The organism is Streptosporangium sp. CA-115845, from assembly GCF_050943795.1.
Taxonomy (GTDB): Bacteria; Actinomycetota; Actinomycetes; order Streptosporangiales; family Streptosporangiaceae; genus Streptosporangium.
In genome coordinates, this window is record NZ_CP191987.1 from 210,001 (window position 1) to 233,607 (window position 23,607).

Sequence of the window (23,607 nt, forward strand, 5' to 3'; positions counted from 1 at the left end):
ACGGAGCTGACGGCTCGCAAGCTGCTGCTCGACCTGGCCACTGCCCGGCCCACCACCCGGTTCTCCATCGCCGCGCTGTGCTAGGCGGGCGAGATCGTCGGGCTCAGCGCCCCCAGCATCCGGATGGCCGCCACCCGCCTGCACGACGAAGGCGTCCTGGAGCGCGACGGCCGCGGCAGCTACACCCTCCACCCCGACGCCCTGCCCATCTACCCCCACGTGCGGGACTGGGCCACCCGCCACACCACCCGCACCCCCTGGACCGGCACCTGGGCCGCCGTCGACAACTCCACCACCGCCCGCACCGACCGCGCCGTCCTGCGCCACCACGACCGCACCCTCGACCTCCTCGGCTTCCGGCCCTGGCGAGGTGCCCTCCACGTCCGCCCCGACAACCTCACCGGCGGCATCGACGCCCTACGCGCCACCCTTCAGAACACCGGCATGGCCCCTGGCGCCGCGGTCTTCGGCATCCACCATCTCGACCCCGCCGACGACGCCGACCTCCGCGGTCTATGGGATGCCGAAGCCCTCGTCGGCCGGCTGGGACGGACCGCCGCCGCCCTGACCGACAGCTACGACCGCCTGTCGGCCCTCGCTCCTGAGGAGTTTGCCCACGAATCCCTTCTTCTCGGCAGCCAGGCCATCGCCACGATCCTCCACGACCCGCTCCTGCCCGACGACCTGTGCGACCCGCGACCCCGCCGCCGCCTCGTCGAACTCACCCGGGCCTACCAGGACACCGCCCAGAGGATCTGGGGACGCCTCCTCGACCTCGACGCCCCCCAGCCAACCGTCGAAGCCGTCACCGACGACAAGGCCGCCTGTGGGACATCGACACCGGCCACGACCTCATGATTATCGGACTTCGGGCCGTCGCCGACACGCTCCTCGCCATCGCAGCCACCTGAGCCGCCAGGGCTCGCTGGTGCACCGTCCTCTTGTCGGCAGTAAGGCATGAACCGGAACGCAGGCCCCGCCACCAGGACGAACCCGACCCGTCACCGAACCGGAACCAAGATCGCAGCCTTACCGCTGATTCCTGCACCAATCCTCCTCGCAGGCCAGTACGCCGGAAGGGGGCCGCGCGGGCGTGGATGTAGTGGATAAGGGGTTGTTATCTGCTACGTCGCGGTGGCCGTCATCCCGGAGGCCTGCCGCCCGCTAGCTCGGCAGGTTGCGCGGCTTGCGCACGTTATCCGATGCCTCGGTGGGTCGAAAGCGGCCTTGCATGAGGGGCGGGATTCCCGCATCAGGTGCGATCGCTCCCCGTCGGCGTGAAGTCCCGCCGCTTCCCCGCTCAGCACCGAACAGGTTCTCCACCTGTGGGTTCTCACCGATGGGTGTTTCTGACGGAGGCGCGCGGCCCCTCGGACATGTTCGGGCCGCCCCCTTGGGGGGAGGGGTCTGCGCCGGTGAGAGTGGTCATGGCGTTCAGTTGACGATGCGGCGCACGGCGACCACGGAAGGTTTGTGCAGGGCCCAGTCGGTGAGTTTGACGACGTCGTTGGTGCGGGGGGCTTGGATGATGGTGTTGTCGCCGATGTACATCGCGACATGGCCGGGGGCGGTGGCCGAGCCGCCGCTGCCGGGGGTGAAGACCAGATCTCCTGGGGCCACCTGGCTGATGGGTACTGGACGTCCGGCGTGGACCTGGTCGTAGGTGGTGCGGGGGATGGCGATGCCGCCCGTGCGGTAGGCGACTTGCAGCAGGCTGGAGCAGTCGCAGTTGTCCCGGATGGGGTTAACGGGCTTGATCTTCGGAGCCTCGCAGTGGCCGCCCCACTGGTAGGGGGTACCGAGGGCTTTGAGCGCCCAGGTGATCGCGGTGCGCACCGGCGCGGGCACGGTGGAGTCGCTCGAAGGGCCGCCTCGGTCAGTCGGGGCGGGGGGCGGGGTGGCGCATGCGGGGGAGGGGGGTTCGATGCTGAGGAGGTGGGTGGCCAAGGCGGTGGCCATCGGCGCCCAGCGCCGGTAGTTGGATCCGTCGGGGTAGGCCGAGCGCTGCACGGCCTGGGCGGCGGCCCAGGGGGGCAGGTACTGCCAGTTGGGCAGGTCGGTCAGGCCGGGGTTGGCCGGTGGGGCAGGGCCGCCGAGGAAGGCGGCGGTGGCGTAGCGCACATCACGGCGCTGGGTGGCGCTGCCCCAGCCGGCGCGCTGCTGGAACAGGCCCAGGCTGTCGCGGTCGCCGTGGTCGAGGTTGCGCAACGAGGACTCGGCCATGGCCACCATCAGCGCGATCGCGGTGGCGGCGTGGGCCTGAGGGGCGGGCAGGCGCTCGCGGATGACGGTGGCGATCAGGTGGGCGTTGGCGATCTGCTCGGCGCTGAGCGCGGTGCTTTGACCTGCGCCCGGCGCGGTGCCGGTGCGGGGGGTGATGGTCGCGGCGGAGGCTTGGCACTGTGACGCGCCGGCGGGGAGTCTCCCATCGAGGTTTTCATCGCTGAACAGCAGGCCGATGATCACAGCGAGAGCGACGATGGCGGCCAGGATGGCGGTGAGCAGGGGGCGGAGGTGGGTGATCATCCGGCTTGGATCACCTCATCGACGCGCCAGCCGCCGGGAAAGCGCAGCAGCCGCAGACTCCAGCTCAGCGCGAGGCGTTCGGTGTGGCCGCCCAGGGTGAGAGTCTGCGTGCAGGTCAGCAGCACGTACTGGGTGCCGGTCTCGTTGGGCGCCTCGGCGCTCAGACGGGCGCTGGTGATGTGGACCCGGGAGCTTTCGCGCTGGGCCACGGCCAGGGCCGGGTCGATGGCATCACGCGCTGCCAGCTCTTGGGCGTAGCGGTGGGTGACCAGGGCGCCGATCCGGCGGGAGGGGGCCAGCCGGTGCGGGGCGCGGTGGGTGTAGGTGAGCAGGCGTGTGGCGAAGTGGCGGGCGGTGGCCAGGACGGTCCGGCGCTGCGCGCGCTCCTCCTCGCCCGGCCGATGAGGCGGGCCCGCGCTCGGGGGAGCGGGCGCGGTGCCGACGGCAGGGGCCGGGATCGAAACCGAAGCGGCGGTGTCGGCGGGAGCGGAGGTGGGGGGCGCCGCGGTGCAGCCGGTCCCCAGCAGGAGCGCGGCCGCCAGGGCCAGGACACTCAGCCAGGCGCTCGCCGCGGGCCCGCCGCGCGCTACCGGGGCGGGGGCGGTGGATCGTCCGGGGAGGCGGCGAGGGAGGAGGGGGCTGGGGAGGAGGGAAGGTGCTGCGGGCACAAGGCGTGCAGCAGGGCGGCGCGGCTGAAGCGCCATTGGCCGCCGACGCGCACCGAGGGGATGACGGCGCCGCCGGCGGCGGCCAGCAGTGTGGCCGGGGCGATGCCCAGCAGTGCGGCGGCCTGCTCGATGGTCAAGATCTCGTCGTCGTAGACGATGTCGGCGCAGTTGGTGCCGCGCAGACGGGCCAGCAGGCAGGCGCGGCCAAAGCGCCACACGCGGGGGGCTAACAGCAGGCCGTGGATGGTTTGGGCGTGGGCGTCGCGGCGGACGGTGCGGTCGCTGACGCCAAGCAGGGCGGCGACGTGGGCGGCGGTCATCACGGGTCCGTCGGCGGGCAGCAGGTCGGCCGCCGCCTGGCCGCGGCGCGGCCGGCCGCGCGGGCGTGAGGGCGCATCCACCCGTTGATTTTCGCACCCTCGCGGGGGAGTGCCAGCGGGGTGTCCGTTGCTTTCTCCGCATCATGTCCGTAAAAATGACCCACCGACCGTAAAAATGTAAAGTCGTGGTGTCAGATACCGCGGCGATCATCGACAGCGGCAGATGAGGTCACATGGATGCGACAGCGGGCGACACCGGCACTGTGTCCTTGCCGATCACGATGAGAGTGAGCTGGGCGATCGCCTCCAGGCTGCAACGACTGCTCAGCCCGGCCCCCACCCCGCGGCCCAGCCGCTCGGGCGGAACCAACCTGCAAGATGTCCCGCTGGATCCCGACGCCCTGCCCGGCGCCCAGTCCTTCATCGAGATCGTGGGAGGTCTGAAATCCTACGGCGTCCTGGCGGCCCTGGCCGGAGTGGTGATCTCGGCGATGGTTTTGGGGGTCGGCCGCTGGTTCGGTAACCCCTATGCCTCCAGCGCCGGACGCGCCGGAGTGTTCGCCAGCCTGGCCGCCGCCCTGGTGATCGGCGCCTCCGGGCAATTGGTGGAGTGGGCCTTCAACATCGGCGAGGAGTTTTGATGTCACCTACCGGCCGCATCCGGCTGGCGCTGAGCGCCGGTGCCCTGCTCGCCGTCCTGGCCGCCTGGGCGCTGGGCCGCCTGAGCGCCGATCACCGCCCCCCGGCCACCGCCGGGCCCGCTTCTGCGCCCGCTGCCTCGACCCCGGCCGGATCCGGATCCGGATCCTCAGGGCTCGCCGCGGGCGCGGACGCGCGAACGCGGGGAGAAAAAGGCGCACTGGCGGCGGCGGCCCGAAGCGTCGCCCTGATCGGCTCCCCCCAGGTGCTCACCCCCGCCGGACGCGACTGGCTCAGCGAGGAGGTGGCCGATCCCGCTCGCCGAGCGCAGGTGCGCGCCCTGCTGGATCGCGAGGCCTCCACACCGGCACTGGCCGGGCTGCGCGACGACGCCGAGCGCGGGGTGCGTTTCGCGCTTCGCAGCGTACCGGTGGCGTTGCGCGCCGAACAGGTCAGCACCACCCAGGCCAGCGTGAACGTGTTCGTGGCGATCTACATCGCCGGATCTGGCCAGCCCGCCAGCCTCGGCCACGGCCTGATGCGCCTGCAGCTGTCGTGGACACCCGCCGGGTGGCGGGTGAGCGACTATCGCAGCAGCGGCGCGGTGGGGCCGATCCCGGTCGGCTACAGTGCCCCGCCCAGCGGCTGGCAGCCGATCAACGGTGACAATCTGATCCTCCTCAGCCAGCAACTGCGTGATCTTTTATCCGAATCGGTGGCGCCGGGCTATGTGGTGCACTAAAGCCCCTCGCGCCCCGGCCGGGCCCACCGCCCCCCGGAGGGGGCGGGGCGGCGGGCCCGGCACACCCGCATCGGCCCCAACCACTGGCCGCAGCGCCCACCTGCCGCCACAGACGCCTGCGGGTGTGCCGCCCAGGGCGGCGCAGCGCACTTGGGGCGGCGCCGCAGACACAACCCCCAGCCATGCGTCGGCGCCCGGCGCGGACGAGGCGTCCTCACCACGGGTTCGCACGCTGTGGCGATGCGCTGTGGCGCGGCGCTCAGCGGCGCACCAAAGCGGGAACCCGCCTCAGGTGATCATTCACCCCAGGCCGTACCCGCCCCACCTGCCCGGTGCCCACCAGCACGCCAAGCCCGGCCCCGCACCCGCCCCGGTGCGGCCCCGGCGAGGCCGGGCGGCGCCACCTGCCGGGCATCACCGCCTGCGGCCCGCTGACATGCGCACCCCCCGCCCCGCTTTCACGCTCGGGCGGGCGCGCCTCCCGGCGGGCGTCCGATGAAGCGCCTCCTGGGCACGGTGATAGGGGTACTCACGGTGGTCGTGGGCCTCCTCGGTATCTGCCCGCCAAGCGCCGCCGCCCTCACTGTCGGCGTCGTGCCCGCCCTGACGGGCGCCGCGCCGATATCCGCCGGGCCCCTGGCGGCGCCCCTGTCGCCCGGACCGGCCCCGCAACGCCCGCCGTCGGCGCCTCCTCCCTCACCGGGCTCGTCGACCTCCCCCTCGGCCGCCCCTGCGACACCCACTCCGCAGCCCAGCATCCTGCAGGGCGAAACCGATCCGTGGTGCGACAACATGATCGGCAGCGGCATCGATCCGAACTGCCTGTATCGCGAGATCAAACAGTCGCTGCTGACGTTGATCAGCGAGACCACGATCTGGCTGTCGACACAGATCACCACCGCGATCGAAGAACACGGCCAGCTGGATCTCAACCGCGCCTGGTTCGATGACCTGTTCGGGCTGCTCCGGGTGCTGGCAGCGATGTGCGCCCTCATCGCGCTGCTGGTCTCGGTGCTGTTTGCGGCGCTGAGCCGCGACGCGGGCGAGATCGGCCGGACCCTGGTGGGGGTATTGCGCGCAGGCGTCACCACAGGGCTGATCATCACCATCGTCATGCTGGCCCACCGGCTGATAGACGAGTTCTGCGTGATGATCTTAGGGACGGGCGGCTGGGAGTCCATCACCCAGGCCCTGCTGCGACCGGCGGGATATCTGTGGACGATCTCCACCTCCGCCGGCAACGAAAGCAACCCCTTCGTCTTGCTGCTCCTGCTGAGCGTCGCGATGCTGTTCGCCCTCGGAGTCATCTGGATCGAGATGATCATCCGGCGCATGTTGATCGACCTGTGCGTGATGATGTGGCCCCTGGCCGCCTCCGGCAGCATCTGGAGCGGAGCCCGCGTATGGACACGCCGGCTGGCTGATTCCATCGCCTCACTGCTCATCGTCAAGCTCATCATCGTCTTGCTGCTGAAGATGGCCTCAGCCCTGCTGATCAACGCGGACTCCGCCGACGACCTGCTGCTGGCAGCCGGGTTGTACTGGCTGGGAGCCTTCTCCCCGTTCATGGTGATGAAGATCATCGGCTTGGTGCAAGGGGCGCTCAACCCCGGTCACAGCGGTGAGGGCCTGCGCCAAGTCGCGGCCGCCGGCGTCGGCGCGGCCGCGACCAAGGCGCTCGGGGTAGGCCCGCGGATCGCCGCGCTGGCCCGCGGCCAGGCCGGTGGCGCGATGCGCGGCGGGGGACGCACCCCGATGCCCGCCCTCACCGAGCCCTCCACCGCCAAGGCCACAACGCTATCCCCCAAGGCAGCCGAAAAGCAGGACGAGTCCACCAGCATCAAGCCCATCAGCAGCGAGATGTTGCAAGCCCTTGGCTACGAACCCCGCACCAACATCCCCCCGGGCGGCACCGGCACTCCGGCATCTCAGCCCTCATCACCAGCCGCACCCGCCCCCGGGAGGAACACCCCGCCCGCATCCGCCCCCACCACCCCACCCTCCACGCCTTCTACGCCCGTACCCGCCACCGGCACCACCCCCGGCAACGGCGGCGGCGGCGCAAACCCCCCGGGTGCCGAGCGTCCCCGCGAGCCGGCCTCCCCCCTACCCCCGCTCACGGAACGCACCTACCGGCGGGTGCCTCCGGCACTGCTGCCCGCACTCGGCGACAACGACCCACCCGCCCCGCGCAGCGACCCGCCCAGCCCGCCACCCCCGATCCCCGAGGCGCCGCTGGCGGGATTGCGCAGCTACGAGGGCGTCAAACCGATCCCAGACCCCTCCGCGCCCTCACCTTTGCCGCCCTCCCCACCCGTGCCGCCGCCGTCACCACCGTCTGGAGAGCGCCCATGAGCGAGACCGGCCAGACCCCCTACCGCCGCTACACCTATACCTTCGGCCCCCGCGAAAGCACCGGGGTGGTGCTGGGGCTGAGCATGGGCTCAGTGCTGGCCGTCTTCGCCGCGCTGTTCCTGCTCATCCGCCTGGCCCAAGCCGGGGCGCTGGGCCTGGCCGCCGGGCTGGTGATCGTCGCGGCGACCGTGATCGCGGTGTGGGTGCCGGTGGCCGACCGGACGCTGGCCCAGTGGTTGCCGATCGCCGCGGCCTTCGCCGCCCGCCGCGCGGTGGGCTACACCCAGTTTCGCGGCGGCCCGGCCGCCGAGCGGGCCACCGGCCCGCGCCGCCGCCCGGGCAATGGGCGCGCGCCGCACGCCGAGGCCTTGGAGTTGCCCGGTGAACTGGCCGGATTGGCGATCCTGACCGCGCAGGTCCACACCCGCCACGGCCCGCGCAACGTCGGTGTGATCAAAGACCGCCGACGCGGCCTGTACACGCTGATCTTGTCCACCCGCGCCGGAGCGTTCCAGCTGCTGACCCCCCAAGAACAAGACCAGCGGCTATTGCGCTGGGGTGAGACGTTGGCCGCGCTGGCCGCCCCCGGCACCGGCATCGTGCGCATCCAGCTGCTCGATTCCACCGTGCCCGATTCCGGCCAAGCACTGGCCCGGCACTGGAGTCACGGCGGCGGCCGCGGCAGCGACGCCACCCGCGACTCCTACCGCGACCTGCTGCTAGATGCCCGCCCGCTCACCCAGCGCCACGACAACTACATCGGCTTGACCTTGCACCCGGGCCGGGCCCGCCGTCAGATCCGTACCCTGGGCGGTGGTGACATCGGCGCGTGCGCCCACCTCATCGCCCAGGCCCAAGCCATTCAGCGTGAGTTGCTCAACGCCGGTGTCGAGGCCAACGGCGCACTGGCCCCCCGCCAGATCGCCGCGCTGCTGCGCACCGCCTACGATCCCGGCTTCCGCTGGGCGGTCGAGGCCCGCGGTCCTGACGCCCAGCGCGAGGGCGGTCTGGCCGTCGCCGAGGCCGGGCCGATGGGCTGCGACGGTGACCACGCCGCCTACTATCGCACCGACGGCAGCTACCACGCGGTGTACTGGATTTCCGAATGGCCCCGGCGGCCGGTGACCGGCGCGTTTTTAGAGCAGCTGCTGTTGCACACCCGCTGTGAGCGGACGCTGAGTGTGCTGCTGGAACCGCGCGATGCCCGCAAGGCCGAAGACGAGCTCGCCCGCGCCGAGACCGCCAAGGATTCTGACGCCGGGATGCGCCAGCGGTGGGGTTTTCGTACCTCCGCCCGTGACCGCCATGAGCGGGCGATGCGCCAGCGCCAAGACGACGCCTTGGCCTCCGGGCACGCCCCCTACCGTTTCCTCGGGCTGATCCGCATCTCCGCGCCCAGCGTTCAAGCCCTGGATCAGGCTTGCGGTGACATCGAGATCAACGCCCGCACCCTGAAGCTGCGCCGCCTGTACATGGAGCAAGACATCGCCTTCGCCGCCACCTTGCCGCTGGCGCGCGGCCTGCGCTACGGGCTGCTGCGATGATGGCACACCTGCCCGCACCGGCTCACCAGCCCCGCCGCGGGCCGCGCCGCGCCCCCGGCCCTGGCCTTCGGCCTCCGGTGCCCGGCGGTGGCCACAGACCCACCACGTCCTTCGCCGCCTTCGGCGGGGCACGGCGAAGGCACCTGAGCGCCTGGCCGCTACCTCATGCGCCCCCACCAGGCCAGGGCTGCTACGACACTGCCCTGCCGCACCACCCCCCGCGCACCCCGCATGTTCCATCCCCGCCGCCCGCGCCCACCACCGCGCGGCAGATCGCGACCAGAACACGCCCGCGCAAGCACCCCGCCCCCTTTCCGCTTCTCGTCTCTGCCCGCGCAGTGCCCCGACCTCTCGGAGGATCCGATGTGGCTCAGAAAACGTCCCACCCCCACCGGGCCGGTGGTAGAGGTCAAAGCCGCCCTCACCCGGCTGCGGCGCCGGCCCGCCCGCCTCCCGGCCCGCCGCCAGGCGGCCTGGGCGGTGGAAACCGTCCCCGGCGTAATCGGCGACGGCGCCCAGCGGCCCATGTCCGGCCGCCAGCTGCGCCGCCTGCACCTGCCGCCGCACCGGGCCACCTCTGATGTCCTCCAAGCCATCTATCCCTGGATGGCCGATGCCGGGATCGGCGTGCTCGGCCCGCTGGTCGGCCACAACCTGCTCGGCGGCGGCACCTTCTGCTACGACCCGTGGGAGTACTACGACGCAGGCATCACCTCAAACCCCAACGCGATGATCTTCGGAGAGATCGGCTCGCGAAAATCCACCCTGATCAAATGCATGATCGCCCGCGGTTATGAGTTCGGCCGCGATGCGTTCGTCACCGACGTCAAAGACGAATACAGCGACCTGGCCCGCTTCCTGGGCGCCCAGCCGCTCTTCCTGGGCCCCGGCCTGGCCGCCCGGCTCAACCCCTTCGACCCCGGGCCCAGCGGCGCCGACCCGACCCTGGTGGCCGAGCGGCAACTGGCCATGCTGGTCGCGTTGGGCACCGCGGTGCTGGACCGGCCCCTGACCCAGGCCGAACTCACCCTGTGCAAGATCGCCATCGCCGAGATCACCGACGCTTCCCTGCAGCTGACGCGCCCCCCCGATACCGGCGGCCACGACAGCCTGGCGGCCGCCCTCACCCCCGGCGACCGCCCCCGCGTCCCGATCCTGCCCGAGGTCGTCGAGGCGATGCTGAATCCCGGCCAGCGCTTGGTCGACCAGCTGCCCATCAGCCGCGCCGAACTGCGCGACAAGACCGCCGACCTGATCATGGGCGTCCAGCGGCTGCTGGACGGCGACCTGCGCGGCATGTTCGACACCCACACCAACATCGACGCCGGGCCCGCCTCGCGGCTGATCGTCATCAACCTCTCCCACATCCTGCAACACCGCCGCTCAGCGCTGCCGCTGGTACGCATCTGCGCCACCTCCTGGCTGCAATCGGCCCTCAGCAGGCGCGACGGCCGCCGCCGGCTCGTCGTCTCCGATGAGGCCTGGGCCGACCTCACCTTGGGCACGCTGCGCTGGTATCAGTCGATGCGCAAGCTCGCCCGCCACAACCTGGTCTCCAACCTCCTGGTCTTCCACCAGCCGGGCGACCTGCTGACCGCCGGAGACGCCGGCAGCGAACGCGAAGCACTGGCCTTGAGCCTGATCGCCGACACCGGCACGGTCGTGCTGTATCAGCAAAAGCCCGGGCAGCTGCCCCTGTGTGCGACCTCTTTCGGTCTCAACAGCGCCGAGGAGGCGATCGTGCGTGACCTGCGTCCCGGAATGGGACTGTGGAGGGTCGGCGATCGGCGCTCCTTCCTGGTGCACCATGTGCGCAGCCGCGCCGAGGCCACCTTCACCCACACCGACTACCGCCCACCCGCCGCCGCGGCGAGCACGTCCGGCGGCGCCGAGCAGTTGTCCCTGCTCGACGCCACCGACCTGCCCCCCACCACCGCCGAACCCTCCGCCCCGGCGCCTCCAGCACCCGCGCCGCCCAAGCCGCGCCGCGGCGGCGCGACCGCCGCCAACAGCAACGGCGCCGGATTCGCCGGGGGAGGGCAGCAGGGGTGAACACCTCCGATGCGGCCACCAGCGGCAACGGTGAGCCCTACTACGTGATCGCCGCCTTGTTCGCCGCCTTGGTGGCCACGGTCAGCGTGACCTGGCTGGCCGCCCAGCTCGCCGCCGCCACCAGCGGCGGCGGCTTTGCCAGCGGCTACGGCGACGCCCTGCCGTTCACGGTCTACCTGCTGGCCACCGGTGATGCCGCCCACGCCTGGACCCGCGTCACCGGCCAGCCCCCTTTGCCGGTCGCGCTGTTTTGGCCGCTGCTCATCGCCTTGCTCGCCCTCACCGCCGGCGCCGCGTACGCGGGCCTGCGGCTGTGGAAGCAGCGCGCCCCGCGCGGCGACCGGGGCGCCGTCTGGGCCGGGCCCGTCCACGAACAACGCATCACCGTGCCCGAAGATCCCACCCAGCGGCCCGGGCGCATCGTCGCCGGCCGCAGCACCCGCACCCGGGCCCTGCTCGCCGGAGACGACTGCATCTCCGCCACCGTGTTCGGGCCCAACGGCTCGGGCAAGACCCTCGGGCTGATCATCCCCAACGTGCTGGAATGGGACGGCCCGTGCGTGGTCTCCACCGCCAAGGGCCCCGACCTGAAATGGATCGTCAAGGCCCGCCGCAAACGCGGCCCCGTGTGGGTGGTGGCTCCCGAGGGCCTGTCGTTCATGCGCCCGGCCCGCTGGTCACCCACCACCTATGCCATCGACGAGGAATCGGCCGACCGGATGGCCCAGTGGCTGTGTGAGGCCTCCGGTATCACCGACGACCCCCGCACCCGCCCCTGGGTCCTCAAGGCCCGCGCCCTGGTCGGCCCCATCCTGATGGCCGCCGCCCTTTCTGGCGGCGGCGTGGAGAAGTTCTACCGCTGGTGCCTGGACGGCCAAGACGTCCGCCGCGACATCCGCGCCATCTTGACCGAACACGGCCACGAGCAAATGGCCGACAACTACGACTCGGTCTGGCGGCTGCACCCCGATGGCATCGGCAGCGTGCTGTTCACCGCCGCCGCCGTGGTCGACGCCTACTCCCGCCCCCGGGTGCGTGAAAGCGCCTGCACCAGCGACTTCACCGCCGCACAACTCCTGGCCGAAAAAGGCACCGTGTGCATCGTCGCCCCGCCCAGCCAAGCCGAGAGCCTGGCACCGATGTTCACCGCGCTGGTGGCCAGCATCGTGCACGAGGCCGAGCAACAATATGAGCGCACCGGCCCGCTCAAACCACGGCTGCTGGCCGCCCTGGACGAGGCCGGCAACGTCTTTCGCTACCCCGGCCTGCCGACCCTGCTGACCACCGCCCGCGGCATGGGCATCCAGCTCATCACCGTCTGGCACGACCTGGCCCAGCTACAGACCCGCTACGGCCAAGACTCCGCCCGCACCATCTTGTCGCAGTCCAAGCTGCGGATGCTGCTGCCCGGCATGGGCGACATGCACACCCTGCAGTACTTCTCCCAGATGTTCGGCTCCTCCCTGGCCGATCGCCCCAGCCACAGCACCGGCAGCGACGGGCGCCACAGCGTCTCGACCAACCTGCAAAAAGACGACCTGGCACCGGTGTACATGCTGCAGCAGCTACCGGAGTGGAACGCGGTGATGCAATACGCCAACCTGCCGCCGATGAACGTGCAGATGCGCACCTGTTTCGGCGACCCCGCCCTCAAAACCCTCGCCCAGGCACACAGCGCATGAACCAACCACCTTCCTCCTTCGTGCCCACCCCGCCCCTGCAGCGCACCCCCCTGACCGGGCCGGTGCAACTTGCGCTGCCCACCATCTCGCCCGACTCGCCCGCCCTGCCGGCCGGCCCTGGCCAAGAAGGCGGGGCGCCACGGTGGATATGGGAGGCCATGGCCCCAGGAGCGCGCCGCGACCAGATGACGCAGATGGCCAAGTGGGTGGACTGGCTTCGTGCCCGCCACGGCGAACCTCCCCTGACCCTGCACGAGAAGATTCCCGCCTGCTGGTACATGCACCCCGGCCCGCTGGATGTGCTCAGCGCCCTGTATGCCGAATGGATCCGCATTCACAACCCCGACAGCGAAATACCCCTGCTGTCGTTCTACGACGCCCTTGCCCGTCACGCCCCCAACCTGGGCTACCCGGGAACCTGCCTGCGCCGCACCCACGACGACGGCCGCGACGCCGAACCCTTCCAGGATTTCGCCACCTGGCTGAAAACCTCCACCTGGGCGACGAAACCCGCCGTGACCATCACCTTTCTGCTCCTGCCCGAAAGGACCGCCCCCGTGCCCACCGCCTCTGCCGTGCACAACTCCGAAAGACCTCCCGCAGCGATGGCCGAAGCCGACGTCAACGCCCTCTTGGCCTCCGGCCTGGCCGAACGCATCGGCCACATCCCCGCCGTACGCATCGACGGCGCCTGGTGGCTGGGCAGCGAGGGCATCTACGTGCGCGTCGACGACGCCGCGATGACCGCCGACCTGGATCGCCACCTGGCCAAATACACCGCCGGCCAAGCCGCGATGGCCCGCTACGCCAGCACACCCCTGATCGACTCCCCGCCCCCCACCGCTGAGCCCAGGCAGGAACGATGAGACCCGACACCCTGGCCGAACGCGCCCTGCTGGGATCGTTCCTGCGTGACCCCCGCCAGATCAGCCCGATCCTGACAAACAGCGGCCTGCAACCACAGGACTTCTCCGACCCAGACCATCAAAGCCTGCTGAAGGTCATGGCCGAGCAGGCCAAAGCGCACGATCTGCGCAGCATCGACGGATGGAACGCCTTTCGCGCGATCCTCGAACTGCACGCCGCCTCCCTCGGCCGCAGCGGCTCCTGGCTGCAAGAGATCGCCGCCACCGTCCCCAATCCCTCCCAGACCGTTCAATACGCGGGCATGGTCTTGGAGGGATCCACCCGGCGCACCATCGCCCAGCACGCCCAGCGCATCGCCGCGTCCATGACCGCCCCCGGCGCCACCGCCAACGCGGCCACCGAGCAGATCACCCTCACCCGCACGGTCTTGCTTCAACTCGCCAACCGCTGGAACCTCAACCCCGATACCCGGCCCGAACCCGCCGCAGCGCCCGCTGCCGGCGAAAGCGCCCCCGCCGCCGGCCGATCCGCGCCCGCCCCCGAGTCCCAACAGGGGCGCGGTTCCCTCCTACAGCGAGGCCTGGCCGCCTTGCGAGCCCCCTTCCAAAGCCTGCGAGAGGTGTCGAACAACGCCACGGAAGATCAGCTGCTGGCCTCGCTCGTCGTCGACCCCGGCCAGCTGTTTGAAATCCGCCCTTGGCTGGAGACCAGCGACTTCACCACCCCCCAAAGCACCGCGCTCTACCAAGCGCTCCTGGACTTGGAAAAACGGGGACAACCCATCAACGCCATCACCGTCGTCTTCGAAGCCAGCCGCACCACCGCCATCGACGACCGCCAGGTCTCCGCCTTCCTGGCACGGTGCGCCGACGCGGCCCCCGGGCAAGCCGTTCCCCTGGCCCGAGACGTCGTCGAGCGCGGCATCGCCACCGCGGTGGATCAGCAAACCCAGCGCGTCCTCACCTCCGTCACCTCCGTCAACGCCACCCCCCGCCAAGCCATCCCCGAAGCGTTCGCCGCGCTGGAGAGCCTGAACGGGAAGGTGGAGCGCTGGCACGCCTCGCGCAGCGTCACCGCCAGCGACACCATGACCTACGCCCCGCCGCCCGGCGCCTACGGTGCTCCCCTGGCCGACCCCGCGGCCACCGGCCTCGAACCCGGCGCCAAAACCTCGATGTGATCAGCGGTCAAGGAGGTGAGCACCGGTGAGCGACCTGCCCGAAGGACTCGACGGCCTGTATGACGCCACACCGCTGGAGATTCACACCGAGCAGGCCCTCTTGGGCGCGTTGCTGCTGGCGCCCTCCTTGGCCGCGCAGGTACGCGACTGGCTGGAGGCCGAGGACTTCTACCGGCCGGCCCACCAAGAGGTCTACACAACGTTGCTGGCCTACATCGACAGCCCGGCCTACACGCCTGAATCCGACTCCCTGGAACAGACCCTTATGATCATGTGGGAGCGAATACAGCACATTCCCAATTTCGGCGCGCTGGGCCTGTATGAGCTCGTTGAGCGCTGTCCGAAGCCTGCTCATGTCACGGCCTACGCGCTCATGGTCGTGGAAGCCGACACGCGCCGAGCCGTCGCCTTGCACATCATGCGCCTGGCCCAGACCCTTGAGCGCCACCGCCAGGACGGAAAGCAGCTCCCGGCCCTGTTCGCCGCCGCCGAAAGCGCGAAAATCATCGTGGCCCGGCTGGGGGAGCGGCTGGACGTCCCTGACCTGTCCAGTGTGGTGTTGCGGCGCCTTGACGCCGAACCGGCCATCGCTACCGCCCCTGATCGTGTCGACCTCGACCACCAAGATCAGCTGCTGAGCGCGCTGATCGCCGCACCCCACCAGATCAACCAGATTCATGACCTGCTGGATGCCGGCGACTTCAGCGACCCCTACCGTGGCCAACTGTTCACCCTGCTGATCACCATGGCTGAGAACAAGGCCGCCATCGACCTGGTGACCGTGATGGGGCAGGCCCAGCGCGCCGGCCTGCTGCCGGATCCCCGCCAAGAAACGTTTGACCGCTTCCAGGAGCATTTCGGTGAGCCAGGCCCCGCCTCGGTGCTGTGGCTGACGCAGCGCGTCCAGGAAAGCTCCGCCCTCGCCTACGCCAGCGCCGCCGTGATCCGGCTGACAAACGCCGCCGCCCTGCCCGGTCTCGACCCGCGTGAGCTGCTCGCCTTCGCCGCCCAGCAGCTTCAGACCCTCACCGCCCGCCAGCCCTACCACCTTCAGCCGCTCTACCAACCACCAGCACTCGAGGCCCCAGCGCTGGAGCCCTCAGCGCAAGCACCCCGCCTGTAGTCCGCGAGCCACAGCAAGAGCATGCAGTCCATACCTGCGGGGGAGAGGGCTGTTCGGCGATGCGCGAGGTGGCGCTACCGGCTGCCGGAAAGATCAGGTAGGGGCTGGGTGACGTCCCATTCCAGCACGGAGATGCCCGCGGTGCGGTAGTACTTCTGTTTGACGCGTTTACGCTGGTCATAGGACTCGCGGCCGCGCACCCCATACACCTCGACATACACAAAAGGGGTGACGTCGATGAGCACGAAATCAGGAAAAACCTCATCCCCCTCATAGCGCAGCGGCTTAATAAAACTACGGCCCGCAGCGATGAGCTGATCAGCCATGCGAAGCTCATATGAAGAATCGACCGGAATCGACGCACGGCCGGTCAGCATGGCCGCCATATCGACAATCGTCAGGTGACCTCTGGCGCTGCGCTCGACCATGCATAAAGCCACCCGCCGCGCCTCATCACCGGCGGCCGCTGAGAACACGCTGCGGTAGGAGGCGCGAACGCGTTCCACCAGCACAGTAGTGGCATACAGGGGCGTGCGCAGATGACGCAGCATGATCCGCTTGCCATACGGGGTGTCACCGATCTCCTTGATCTCACCGAGGATCAAAGCGCGCCGCGCGATGGCGCCCTGGCGCCCCAATCGTGTGCCGAACGCCTCGAAGGCCCCGGCGTTGCGCGCGGCGTCCTCGGGCCGGTAGGGCGGCACGACGTACAGCGCAGTGGCCAAATCGAGCCCGTTGACGGTGCACTCCGCCACTCGGTGCAGCAGACGGGCATGGCAGTCCCGCCAGGTACGCCGCCGCGAAGGCAGCCATTCAGTGAGCTTTGCCTCCTCCCACATCCAGTGCAGCAACCCCAGCAATCCGACGGCGCGGCGTGAACCCCCCACCGACACCGCAGGCCGGCTCTTCGCGCGGGTCGGGCGAGAAGTGGTCAGCCGGGTCTCCAGCGGGATACCCAAACGGATGGCGGTCCCCTCGTCGGTTTCACAGATCGCCTGGTCGCTGTAGTGCCCACGGCCGGAAAGGCCAGGATCGACCTGGTGGAAGTCACATCCCGCCTTGTGGTGGTCGCCTTGACCTGGCCAGCGCGCCAAGTGGTAGCGGCCCTCTCGCACGCGGATCACGAGTTTGAGGGCTGGGGCGGTGCACAAACATTGGGCATGACCGGCCTCGGCCTTGGCCCGGGTGAACAAGCGGGTAAACCGAGCCGGGTTGGCCCGCACAGTGGATAAAGGCACCACCGTGTCAGCCAGCTGAACGTGCTGGCCCGTCTCTGTCGCCTCCTGGCTGAACGAGGTGTTGTCGCTCGCAGACATCCCGACCTCCTCGACTCAATAGTCGGGAAAATTCTGACATAGTTAGTCAGAGTTCTGGTGGTCGATCTAGGCCCTTTTCCTGCGCTCATGCAGGGAGTTCGTGGTCAGCGAAGGCGCCGCCGGTAAAACGGTCGGTGAGCGGTCCCGTTCCGGGGTGCTGGTCGGCGGCGTCGACGGGCTGGTAGCCGATGGCGCCCCAGCCGGTTCGGGGCCACCAGCGTTCGGCGTTCCCGGAGGTGGCGTACAGGGTGAGGAACGGGCTCGGCAGAGGCCGTGTGGCAGCGGCGTACAGCAGGGCGGTGGCATCCCGTGGGCTAAGCCAGGTCGCCCGGTGCCGGGGTTCGCTTGGCCTGGGCCGGTAGCTGCCGATTCGTACGGCGACGACCTCGATGCCGCCCTTGTGGGCGTAGAGGTGACCCAGGGCCTCCATGGCGATCTTACTGACGGCGTAGAAGCTGTCTGGGGCCAACGACGCCTGGTCCGGCTGGTCGCCGACGACGTTCATGCCGGTGACATGGTGACTGCTGGCCAGCACCACGCGCGGCACCCGCTGTCGGCGGGCTGCTTCCAGAACGTGGTAGGTGCTGGTGATGTTGTGCTCCACCATCTCGGTGAACAGCCCTTCCTGGGTGATACCCGCGAGGTGAATGATCGTGGATATCCCGGCGGCTGCCTTCTCGATCGCGCCTTGGTCGCGCAGATCGGCCTGGACGAACTCGGCGCCCGCGGGCGGTCCGCCAGCCGGTGGCCGTAGGTCAAGCAGTCGCAGGCGAATGCCGTCCTTGGCCAAGTCAGTGGCCAGATGAGTACCGATGGTTCCGCTAGCCCCGGTGATCAGGACGAGGTCGCTCATCGGCGGGGGGCGTGGTGGAGCATCGACGCCACACCTTCGTTACTCGGGGTGTAGGCGATACCGCGCACGACGGCGACGGGGGCCCCGCGTCCGCGCTGACCAAGGATGATTCCGGCGGAGGCGGCGATCAGGTCGGTGAAGGTCTCCTCTTGTCGTTTGCCGCCGTGCTCGGTGGTCCGCAAGGAGGCGATGCCAGCGGCGCCGATGGAGATGACGGTCGCTCCGCGCCGGTCGGCACGGCCGTCGGAGTCGGCGATAACGACGGCCAGATCAACGCCGGTGAAGGCGATCAACGCGTCACGCAGGGCGCGGGCGGAGCCGTCCGGGTCCGCGGGCAGCAGCCAGGCGCCATCCGTTCCGGCGCGGTCGATTCCGGCGGAGGTGAGCTGGTAGCCGAGGGTGTGCCGGGCGATGATCGGGCCGCGCTCGGTGGCCAGGAAGTACTCCGTCGAGTTGTCCAGGATGAGCTGGGCGATCTCGGCGGGTTTGCCGGTACGGGCCGACAGCTCGATCGCCTTGGGCGAGGGGGTGACGCTGGCGAGGTCGACGTAGCGGTTCTCCGCGATGGACACGACCTTGGAGGCGACCACCACGATGTCGCCGTCGCGCAGTTTGGTGTTGGTGCGGGCAAGGACGCCGGTGATGGTGCCGACCAGGTCATCGCCGACCTGGAAGTCAGGAAAGGGCTCCAGGGCGAAGGCGGAGAAACCGGAGGTGGAGGCAGTGGTCATCATGGGGCTCCTGCTGAGGTGAGAGCGGCGTGCAGGCGGGTGTGGGCGACAGCGAGTTCTTGGGCTCGTTGCCGGGTGGTGGCGTACTGGTTGCTGGTGAGCCAGTTGCGGACGCGATGGGTGTAATGCGGCCATAACTGGCGGGCCGCATCGGTTGCCGGGGTGCCGGAGGCGACGGCACGCCAGGCGTCCGCAGCAGGCAGCGGCCAAGGGTATTCATCGTATCCGCTCGGCGAAAACGGGGAGAGGTCGTCCAACGTGGCCAGCATGCTTTTAAGACGGCCGGGCGGCAGTTCGCGATCGGCGGCCCGGTACGGCGCCGGACCGTCGCCGCGCGGCGCGGGCGCCGGATTCCAGGCGGCGGTCATGTGCAGCAGGACGGGAACGGCCTCGTGGTAGATAGCCGACAGGTGCGGGAAGGAGCCGGCGTGCCGTTTGGACTGGTCGAACCGTACGGACGTCACGGGACCGTGCGCAGCGGCGGTGAGCAGCACGAAGGTGTCGATGCCATAGCCATCCACGCACGCCGACAGCGGTTCGGACAAAGCATCGGCGGCCTGACGGACGACGGTCAGCACGTCACGAGACAGGGCGAGATCTCCTGCCAGCGGCTGGGGCACATCATGCCCGGTGGCGGCGGCGATCAGCGGCCGGGCGAGATGGTTGGTGAGGTTGGCCTCGTCCCAGTGGCGCGGATAGTCGGCGATCACCAGGCCGTACCCACTTCGCACACGGTCCAGCAGCGCCCGGTAGATGGCCGGGTCGGGGGTGAGGGTGTCGGTATCGGCGATCAGCACCGCCTCGGCATCGGAGATCTCCGGGCGACCGCTGGCGGCCAGAATCTGGGCGCCCTTGCCCCGCGCCAGAGCGACCAGCGGGAGCTTCGCTGCGCGTGTCGAGGTGGCCGCGAAGCGTTCGATGGTGTCCGAGGTGTCGGAGGAGTCGGCGTGGACGATCACGGCCCGCGCGTCGTCCAAGGCGGCGTCCACTGCCCTGGTGACGGCGGCGATGGTGGCCGGTTCGTTGCGGCTGGGCAAGATCGCGGCGACGTTCACGAAGCCTCCTTGGCGAGCAGGTCAGCGGCGGCATCAGGGGTGGGGGCGTACAGGTAGTCGAACCGGTGGCCGTTCAGCGCGGCGATGAGGCCGGTGCGCCACCGTGCGCACGCCGGCGTGTCCAGCGGCCACACCGGTCCGTACGGCGCGGAGGCGGTGCCGGTCAGCGGGGTAGGCAGACCGGAGATGTAGCGGGCCAGCCCTTCGTGTAGCCGCAGACGCTCGTTCGCCGACAGCGGCACCGCCGACGTCAGCGAGGCCGCGGGCCCGCTGGGGTGGACGGCCAGGCGCACGATCCACACCAGCGGGGCCGGGTCGGCGGCGAACGGCTCCAGATCACGCAAAGGCTTGGGCGCGAGCGCCTGCAATGGATCGCGGACGGCAGCAGTGGGTTTACCTGGCCACACTGCTAGACCGCCGTCGTCTGACTCGGCGAGAACCACCAGGTCGTCTCCGGCATGGAGCCAGCCGCGTTCAGCCAGCGCCAGCGCCGTGGTGGTTTTACCAGACCCCTTGGCACCCAGCAATAACACCGCCGCCCCTGCGGGGGTGTGCAGCGCGGTGGCGTGCACGGTGACCATACGCTGCTGCTGGCGGACGCGTTCCAGCGCGGTGTAGGTCGCGTAGGCGAGGGTCGCCGACGTTGCCGCCTGGCGGGGCAGCCACAGCCGCACCGTGTGGGGGTCAGCGACGACGTTCGCCGCCCCGATGGTGACCTCGACGGCTACTTGCGAGGCGGAGCCGTGCGGGCCCAACTGCCAGCCGCCGGGCAAAGACCGGCTGGCCGCGCAGGCGGCGGCGGTGTCCAAGCCGTCGGGCAGGGCCACGACGGCGGACACATGACCGGTGGTGATCCTCGCCTTCTTCACCGCGACCTCAACCGGCTACAGGGGCGAGTTCGGTGAGCAGCTGCTCAACTGGCTCGACGCGAGGTAGGTAACGACCGTCGAGCAGGTCCGTCAGCCAGTCGGTACGGGCCAGTTCGGTCCGCACCGCGGCTTCGGCCTGCGAAGCGGACATCTGCCCGGCGGCGGTGATCTCGATGGAGGCCGGTTGGTCGTAGCGGGCGCCGTTGCGCCACAGCAGCCCGATCCGGCAGGGCCCGAACTGGGCGGCCACCGCCTGGGCCGCCTGGTCGGCCAGCCAGCCGCCGACCTTGCCGACGTGGTAGGCCGGGTTCTTGCCGAAAGTGGCCTCGTTGCCCGCCAGGTGGGCGCCGCTGATCAGCCCGGTGCGGGCGTTGCCCCGGCCGACCAGCCCGTCCTCGCCGTAGTCGATGGCCGAGCCGGACAGCGTGAAGTATTGCCCTGACAATGGCCCGGTACGGCTTCCCCGGGTGTTGCACACCACGTTGACGCGGCCCGGCAGTCGTCCGGCGAGCTGGGCGGTCAATTCCTGTGCGGCGTGCGTGACCGCGTCGTCGAACTCGGCGGAGGTGGCCAGGTGGCCGGCCAGCGCGGGGACGCACACGGTGACCGTCCACGCATCGCCCTGTCGTACGACGAGGGCCTTGATGTCGCTGCCCGCCCACGGGTGGCGGCGGAACCAGGCTTCGGCCAGCAGTGCGACCGTTTCCGACATCGTGCGTGGTGACGACCCCACGAGGTAGGCGGTGTCGTTGGAAAACGCCGTCGGCCGCTCGGGCAGATCCTCCAAGCCGCGAGGGGCGAACCAGTGGGGGAACTTGCTGGAATCGGTGGTCTCGTGCCGGATCTCCAGCCGTACCCGGTCGAAGCCTGGCAGCGCCGCGCGTAGGTGGTCGATGGCGGCTTGGTGGAGGATCTCACGCACCGGCAGCGGTCGTCCGGCGAACGAGGTGGAGATCCGGCCGCCGAAGACCACCCGTAGCGGCCGGTCGTAGATCCCGTCGGTGTCGGTGAAGGCGGCCCGCCCTCCCAGTACGGCGACCTTGTCCAGGTTGTGGTGCAGGACTCCGCCGACTTTCTGCAAGCAGTGCTGGCTATAGCGGATGGAAGCCAGTTCGGCGATGCCGTCGGCGAGGGTGTCGGGGTGGCCGATGCCTTTGCGTTCGACGACCTCGACGGCCAGGTCATGCGGCAACGGCGTCCGTTGCCCGGACACGGCGTGCGTCACGGTAGACACGGTCGATCACCTCCAGCGGGCGCCGCAGCGCCGAGAGCGGAAACAGGCAGGGGTGCGCGGGCTCTTGGGCGGCGTCGAGCACGGCCGAGTACATCCGGCGCCGCAACTGCTCGTGGGTGGGGGCGGCGGCGGTCTCGCCGAGCCCGGCTTCGAGGTTGCGTCCGCGCACCGCCAGGTGTCGCCCGTCCGCGAGGCGGAGGAGGACCTCATGACGGGGCGGGCCTGGGTGGTCGATATAAGCGTTGATGTGCATCGTGCGCCCGCCGGTCAGGGTGAGGTCGGCGGTGACGCGGTCCTCACTTTCGGCCAGGCCCCGCAGGTGGGCCACCTCGGCCTCCACCGTCTCGACCTCGCCGCTCAGCAGTCGCAGGGCCAGCGTCAGCCCGTGGATGGCCTGCTGGTGCAGCACCCCGCCCGCGGTGGCGTAGGCGCGACGCCAGTCACGGAAGTAGCTCGGATCGCGCTGTACCGCCAGCACCACCTCCGCTCGCTCGATGGCGGGGGGGTGGGCGAGCAGCCCGTCCAGGCCGGGGGCGAAGTGAGGCTGGAATCCCACGAAGACCCGCTCGTCGCCCGCCTGCGGCGCCAGGGCGGCGGGGTCGAGCGTGGCTGGCTTCTCCACAAGCACCGTGGCCCCGGCCGCCGCCGCGTCCCGGGCCGCTGCGAGCGCGATCCCGGGTGGGGCGGCCACCACCACCAACTGCGGGGTCAGCGCGGCCAGCGCCGTGCGCCAGGAGGCGAACACCGGGGTATCCGGCGGCAGCGCGGCGCGCGGGCAGGGATCGGCGACCCCGGCCACCGTCAGCCCGTCGGCGCCGGCGAGGGCGCTCAGGTGCTTGGCGCCGACCTCCCCGGCCCCGACCAGCAGCACCCGTCTCACGCCACGCCCCCAGGAACCGTCGACCGCAGGAACGCAGCCCCAGCGGTCAGAGCATCAGCGGGGGTGTCACGCACGTGGGTCTCCAGCGCGTAGGGCAGCGCCGGGCAGGCAGCGTGCAGCAGCGGCAGCACTTCGCCGTAGGGCACGCGTCCCTCGCCAGCCGGGCAGAAGGTCCGGCCGCCGTCACCGTCCGGCTCGTAGTCCTTGACGTGCACGTAGCCCACGTACGGCGCCAGGGACTTCACGACCTCGGCGGTGGCCTGACCGACCTCGTGAAGGTTCGCCACGTCCAGCCACAGCCCCAGGCCCTGCTCGTGGTATTGGCGCAGGACCGCCAGCAGCGGCTCGGCGTGGGCGACGGTGCACACCGGCTCGTTCTCCAGCAGCAGCCGCACCCCGGCCCGGTCCGCCGCCTCCAGAGCCTGGGTCAGTAGCGGGTCACCGGTGAACCGCTCGGTCAGCTCCGGCTCGACGCGCAGGTGGGAGAAGATCCGCACCACCGGGGCGCCGAGAACGGCGGCGGCCTTCATAGCACGTTCCACCCAGCCCAGCCGCTGCTCGGGCGAAACCCGGGTGGGGAAGCCGAAGGTGTCCACCCGGCCCGGTCGAGCCTCGGGCCGGCACCACTTCCACAGCGGCGAGGCCAGCGCCGCCACCTTCAGGCCGCGCTCGTCGGCCAGGGCGCGGATGCGCTCCAGTTTCTCGTCGGGCAGCATCACCGCATTGGCGCCCTCGGCCGAGCGGATCTCCAGGTGCCCGATTCCCAGTTTCACCGCCAGGTCCATTCCCGGCGCTGGATCGGGGCCGAGCTCATCGGGGTTGAGCACGAGCGTGCTGGCCAGAGGTACTGCCATGGTCTCTCTCCTTCGGCGGGGGAGCCTCCTGTAGGGCTCTCGCTGAACACGCTGCTCTTGATCATCAGCAGTGACGACGGGTGACGTGGTGTCGCCTCGGTGAAGCGCCCGTGTGAG

At 70.4% G+C, this 23,607-nt stretch carries 21 protein-coding genes; 10 read left to right on the plus strand and 11 right to left on the minus strand.

Translation table 11 applies throughout. From position 1 onward, the window contains the following. The first annotated feature begins 123 nt into the window (after positions 1–123). Complete coding sequence (locus ACQP0P_RS00975) at positions 124–858, plus strand: hypothetical protein (protein ID WP_433358559.1); 735 nt, start codon at positions 124–126, stop codon at positions 856–858. Between the two features lie 576 nt (positions 859–1,434). Here ACQP0P_RS00975 and ACQP0P_RS00980 read toward each other — a convergent pair. From ACQP0P_RS00980 to ACQP0P_RS00990, 3 genes are read right to left on the minus strand one after another with little or no spacing between them, the layout of a single operon-like run. After that, on the minus strand, positions 1,435–2,526 hold the full coding sequence (locus ACQP0P_RS00980; protein ID WP_433358560.1) for a C40 family peptidase: 1,092 nt from the start codon (positions 2,524–2,526) through the stop codon (positions 1,435–1,437). Continuing rightward, entirely contained in the window at positions 2,523–3,194 is a 672-nt protein-coding gene (locus ACQP0P_RS00985; RefSeq protein WP_433358561.1) for a hypothetical protein, read from the minus strand. Before ACQP0P_RS00985 ends, ACQP0P_RS00980 begins: the two co-directional genes overlap by 4 nt. Next, the gene (locus ACQP0P_RS00990; protein ID WP_433358563.1) at positions 3,113–3,595 is read right to left on the minus strand and encodes a helix-turn-helix domain-containing protein; all 483 of its coding nucleotides are present in this window, start codon (positions 3,593–3,595) and stop codon (positions 3,113–3,115) included. The genes ACQP0P_RS00985 and ACQP0P_RS00990 overlap by 82 nt, the downstream gene beginning before the upstream one ends. A 152-nt stretch (positions 3,596–3,747) precedes the next feature. On the opposite strand from ACQP0P_RS00990, the gene ACQP0P_RS00995 reads away from it, so the two are divergent. The 9 genes from ACQP0P_RS00995 (at position 3,748) to ACQP0P_RS01035 (ending at position 15,698) form a co-directional block, all read left to right on the plus strand. Continuing rightward, on the plus strand, positions 3,748–4,155 hold the full coding sequence (locus tag ACQP0P_RS00995) for a DUF6112 family protein (RefSeq protein ID WP_433358564.1): 408 nt from the start codon (positions 3,748–3,750) through the stop codon (positions 4,153–4,155). After that, positions 4,155–4,895 carry a hypothetical protein gene (locus ACQP0P_RS01000; protein ID WP_433358565.1) on the plus strand — a complete coding sequence of 247 codons (741 nt, stop codon included), beginning with the start codon at positions 4,155–4,157 and terminating at the stop codon, positions 4,893–4,895. Before ACQP0P_RS00995 ends, ACQP0P_RS01000 begins: the two co-directional genes overlap by 1 nt. Positions 4,896–5,390: 495 nt before the next feature. Beyond that, positions 5,391–7,250 (plus strand): hypothetical protein, encoded by a 1,860-nt coding sequence (locus ACQP0P_RS01005; protein ID WP_433358567.1) that lies wholly within the window; start codon positions 5,391–5,393, stop codon positions 7,248–7,250. Continuing rightward, on the plus strand, positions 7,247–8,794 hold the full coding sequence (locus ACQP0P_RS01010) for an SCO6880 family protein (protein WP_433358568.1): 1,548 nt from the start codon (positions 7,247–7,249) through the stop codon (positions 8,792–8,794). Before ACQP0P_RS01005 ends, ACQP0P_RS01010 begins: the two co-directional genes overlap by 4 nt. A 363-nt stretch (positions 8,795–9,157) precedes the next feature. Next, positions 9,158–10,846 carry a hypothetical protein gene (locus ACQP0P_RS01015; protein WP_433358569.1) on the plus strand — a complete coding sequence of 563 codons (1,689 nt, stop codon included), beginning with the start codon at positions 9,158–9,160 and terminating at the stop codon, positions 10,844–10,846. Then, the gene (locus tag ACQP0P_RS01020; protein ID WP_433358570.1) at positions 10,843–12,528 is read left to right on the plus strand and encodes a type IV secretory system conjugative DNA transfer family protein; all 1,686 of its coding nucleotides are present in this window, start codon (positions 10,843–10,845) and stop codon (positions 12,526–12,528) included. The genes ACQP0P_RS01015 and ACQP0P_RS01020 overlap by 4 nt, the downstream gene beginning before the upstream one ends. Further along, positions 12,525–13,394, plus strand: coding sequence for a hypothetical protein (locus ACQP0P_RS01025; RefSeq protein ID WP_433358572.1), 870 nt, complete (start codon positions 12,525–12,527; stop codon positions 13,392–13,394). Before ACQP0P_RS01020 ends, ACQP0P_RS01025 begins: the two co-directional genes overlap by 4 nt. Beyond that, on the plus strand, positions 13,391–14,575 hold the full coding sequence (locus ACQP0P_RS01030; protein WP_433358574.1) for a DnaB-like helicase N-terminal domain-containing protein: 1,185 nt from the start codon (positions 13,391–13,393) through the stop codon (positions 14,573–14,575). The genes ACQP0P_RS01025 and ACQP0P_RS01030 overlap by 4 nt, the downstream gene beginning before the upstream one ends. Positions 14,576–14,600: 25 nt before the next feature. Next, positions 14,601–15,698 carry a DnaB-like helicase N-terminal domain-containing protein gene (locus ACQP0P_RS01035; protein WP_433358575.1) on the plus strand — a complete coding sequence of 366 codons (1,098 nt, stop codon included), beginning with the start codon at positions 14,601–14,603 and terminating at the stop codon, positions 15,696–15,698. 74 nt (positions 15,699–15,772) lie between these two features. On the opposite strand, the gene ACQP0P_RS01040 is transcribed toward ACQP0P_RS01035, so the two are convergent. The 8 genes from ACQP0P_RS01040 to ACQP0P_RS01075 form a co-directional block, all read right to left on the minus strand. Next, positions 15,773–17,014 carry a DUF1173 family protein gene (locus tag ACQP0P_RS01040; protein ID WP_433358576.1) on the minus strand — a complete coding sequence of 414 codons (1,242 nt, stop codon included), beginning with the start codon at positions 17,012–17,014 and terminating at the stop codon, positions 15,773–15,775. Positions 17,015–17,099: 85 nt separating this feature from the next. Beyond that, complete coding sequence (locus tag ACQP0P_RS01045) at positions 17,100–17,867, minus strand: NAD-dependent epimerase/dehydratase family protein (protein WP_433358578.1); 768 nt, start codon at positions 17,865–17,867, stop codon at positions 17,100–17,102. Beyond that, complete coding sequence (locus tag ACQP0P_RS01050) at positions 17,864–18,598, minus strand: coenzyme F420-0:L-glutamate ligase (RefSeq protein ID WP_433358913.1); 735 nt, start codon at positions 18,596–18,598, stop codon at positions 17,864–17,866. The genes ACQP0P_RS01045 and ACQP0P_RS01050 overlap by 4 nt, the downstream gene beginning before the upstream one ends. Then, positions 18,598–19,653, minus strand: a complete 1,056-nt coding sequence (locus ACQP0P_RS01055) for a hypothetical protein (protein ID WP_433358580.1) — start codon at positions 19,651–19,653, stop codon at positions 18,598–18,600. The genes ACQP0P_RS01050 and ACQP0P_RS01055 overlap by 1 nt, the downstream gene beginning before the upstream one ends. Continuing rightward, positions 19,650–20,522: a hypothetical protein gene (locus ACQP0P_RS01060; protein ID WP_433358582.1), complete on the minus strand. Its 873-nt coding sequence runs from the start codon at positions 20,520–20,522 to the stop codon at positions 19,650–19,652. Before ACQP0P_RS01060 ends, ACQP0P_RS01055 begins: the two co-directional genes overlap by 4 nt. 7 nt (positions 20,523–20,529) lie before the next feature. Continuing rightward, on the minus strand, positions 20,530–21,756 hold the full coding sequence (locus ACQP0P_RS01065; RefSeq protein ID WP_433358583.1) for a methionine adenosyltransferase: 1,227 nt from the start codon (positions 21,754–21,756) through the stop codon (positions 20,530–20,532). Beyond that, positions 21,704–22,636, minus strand: coding sequence for a Gfo/Idh/MocA family protein (locus ACQP0P_RS01070; RefSeq protein WP_433358585.1), 933 nt, complete (start codon positions 22,634–22,636; stop codon positions 21,704–21,706). The genes ACQP0P_RS01065 and ACQP0P_RS01070 overlap by 53 nt, the downstream gene beginning before the upstream one ends. After that, entirely contained in the window at positions 22,633–23,490 is an 858-nt protein-coding gene (locus ACQP0P_RS01075) for a sugar phosphate isomerase/epimerase family protein (RefSeq protein WP_433358587.1), read from the minus strand. Before ACQP0P_RS01075 ends, ACQP0P_RS01070 begins: the two co-directional genes overlap by 4 nt. Between the last annotated feature and the right edge of the window lie 117 nt (positions 23,491–23,607).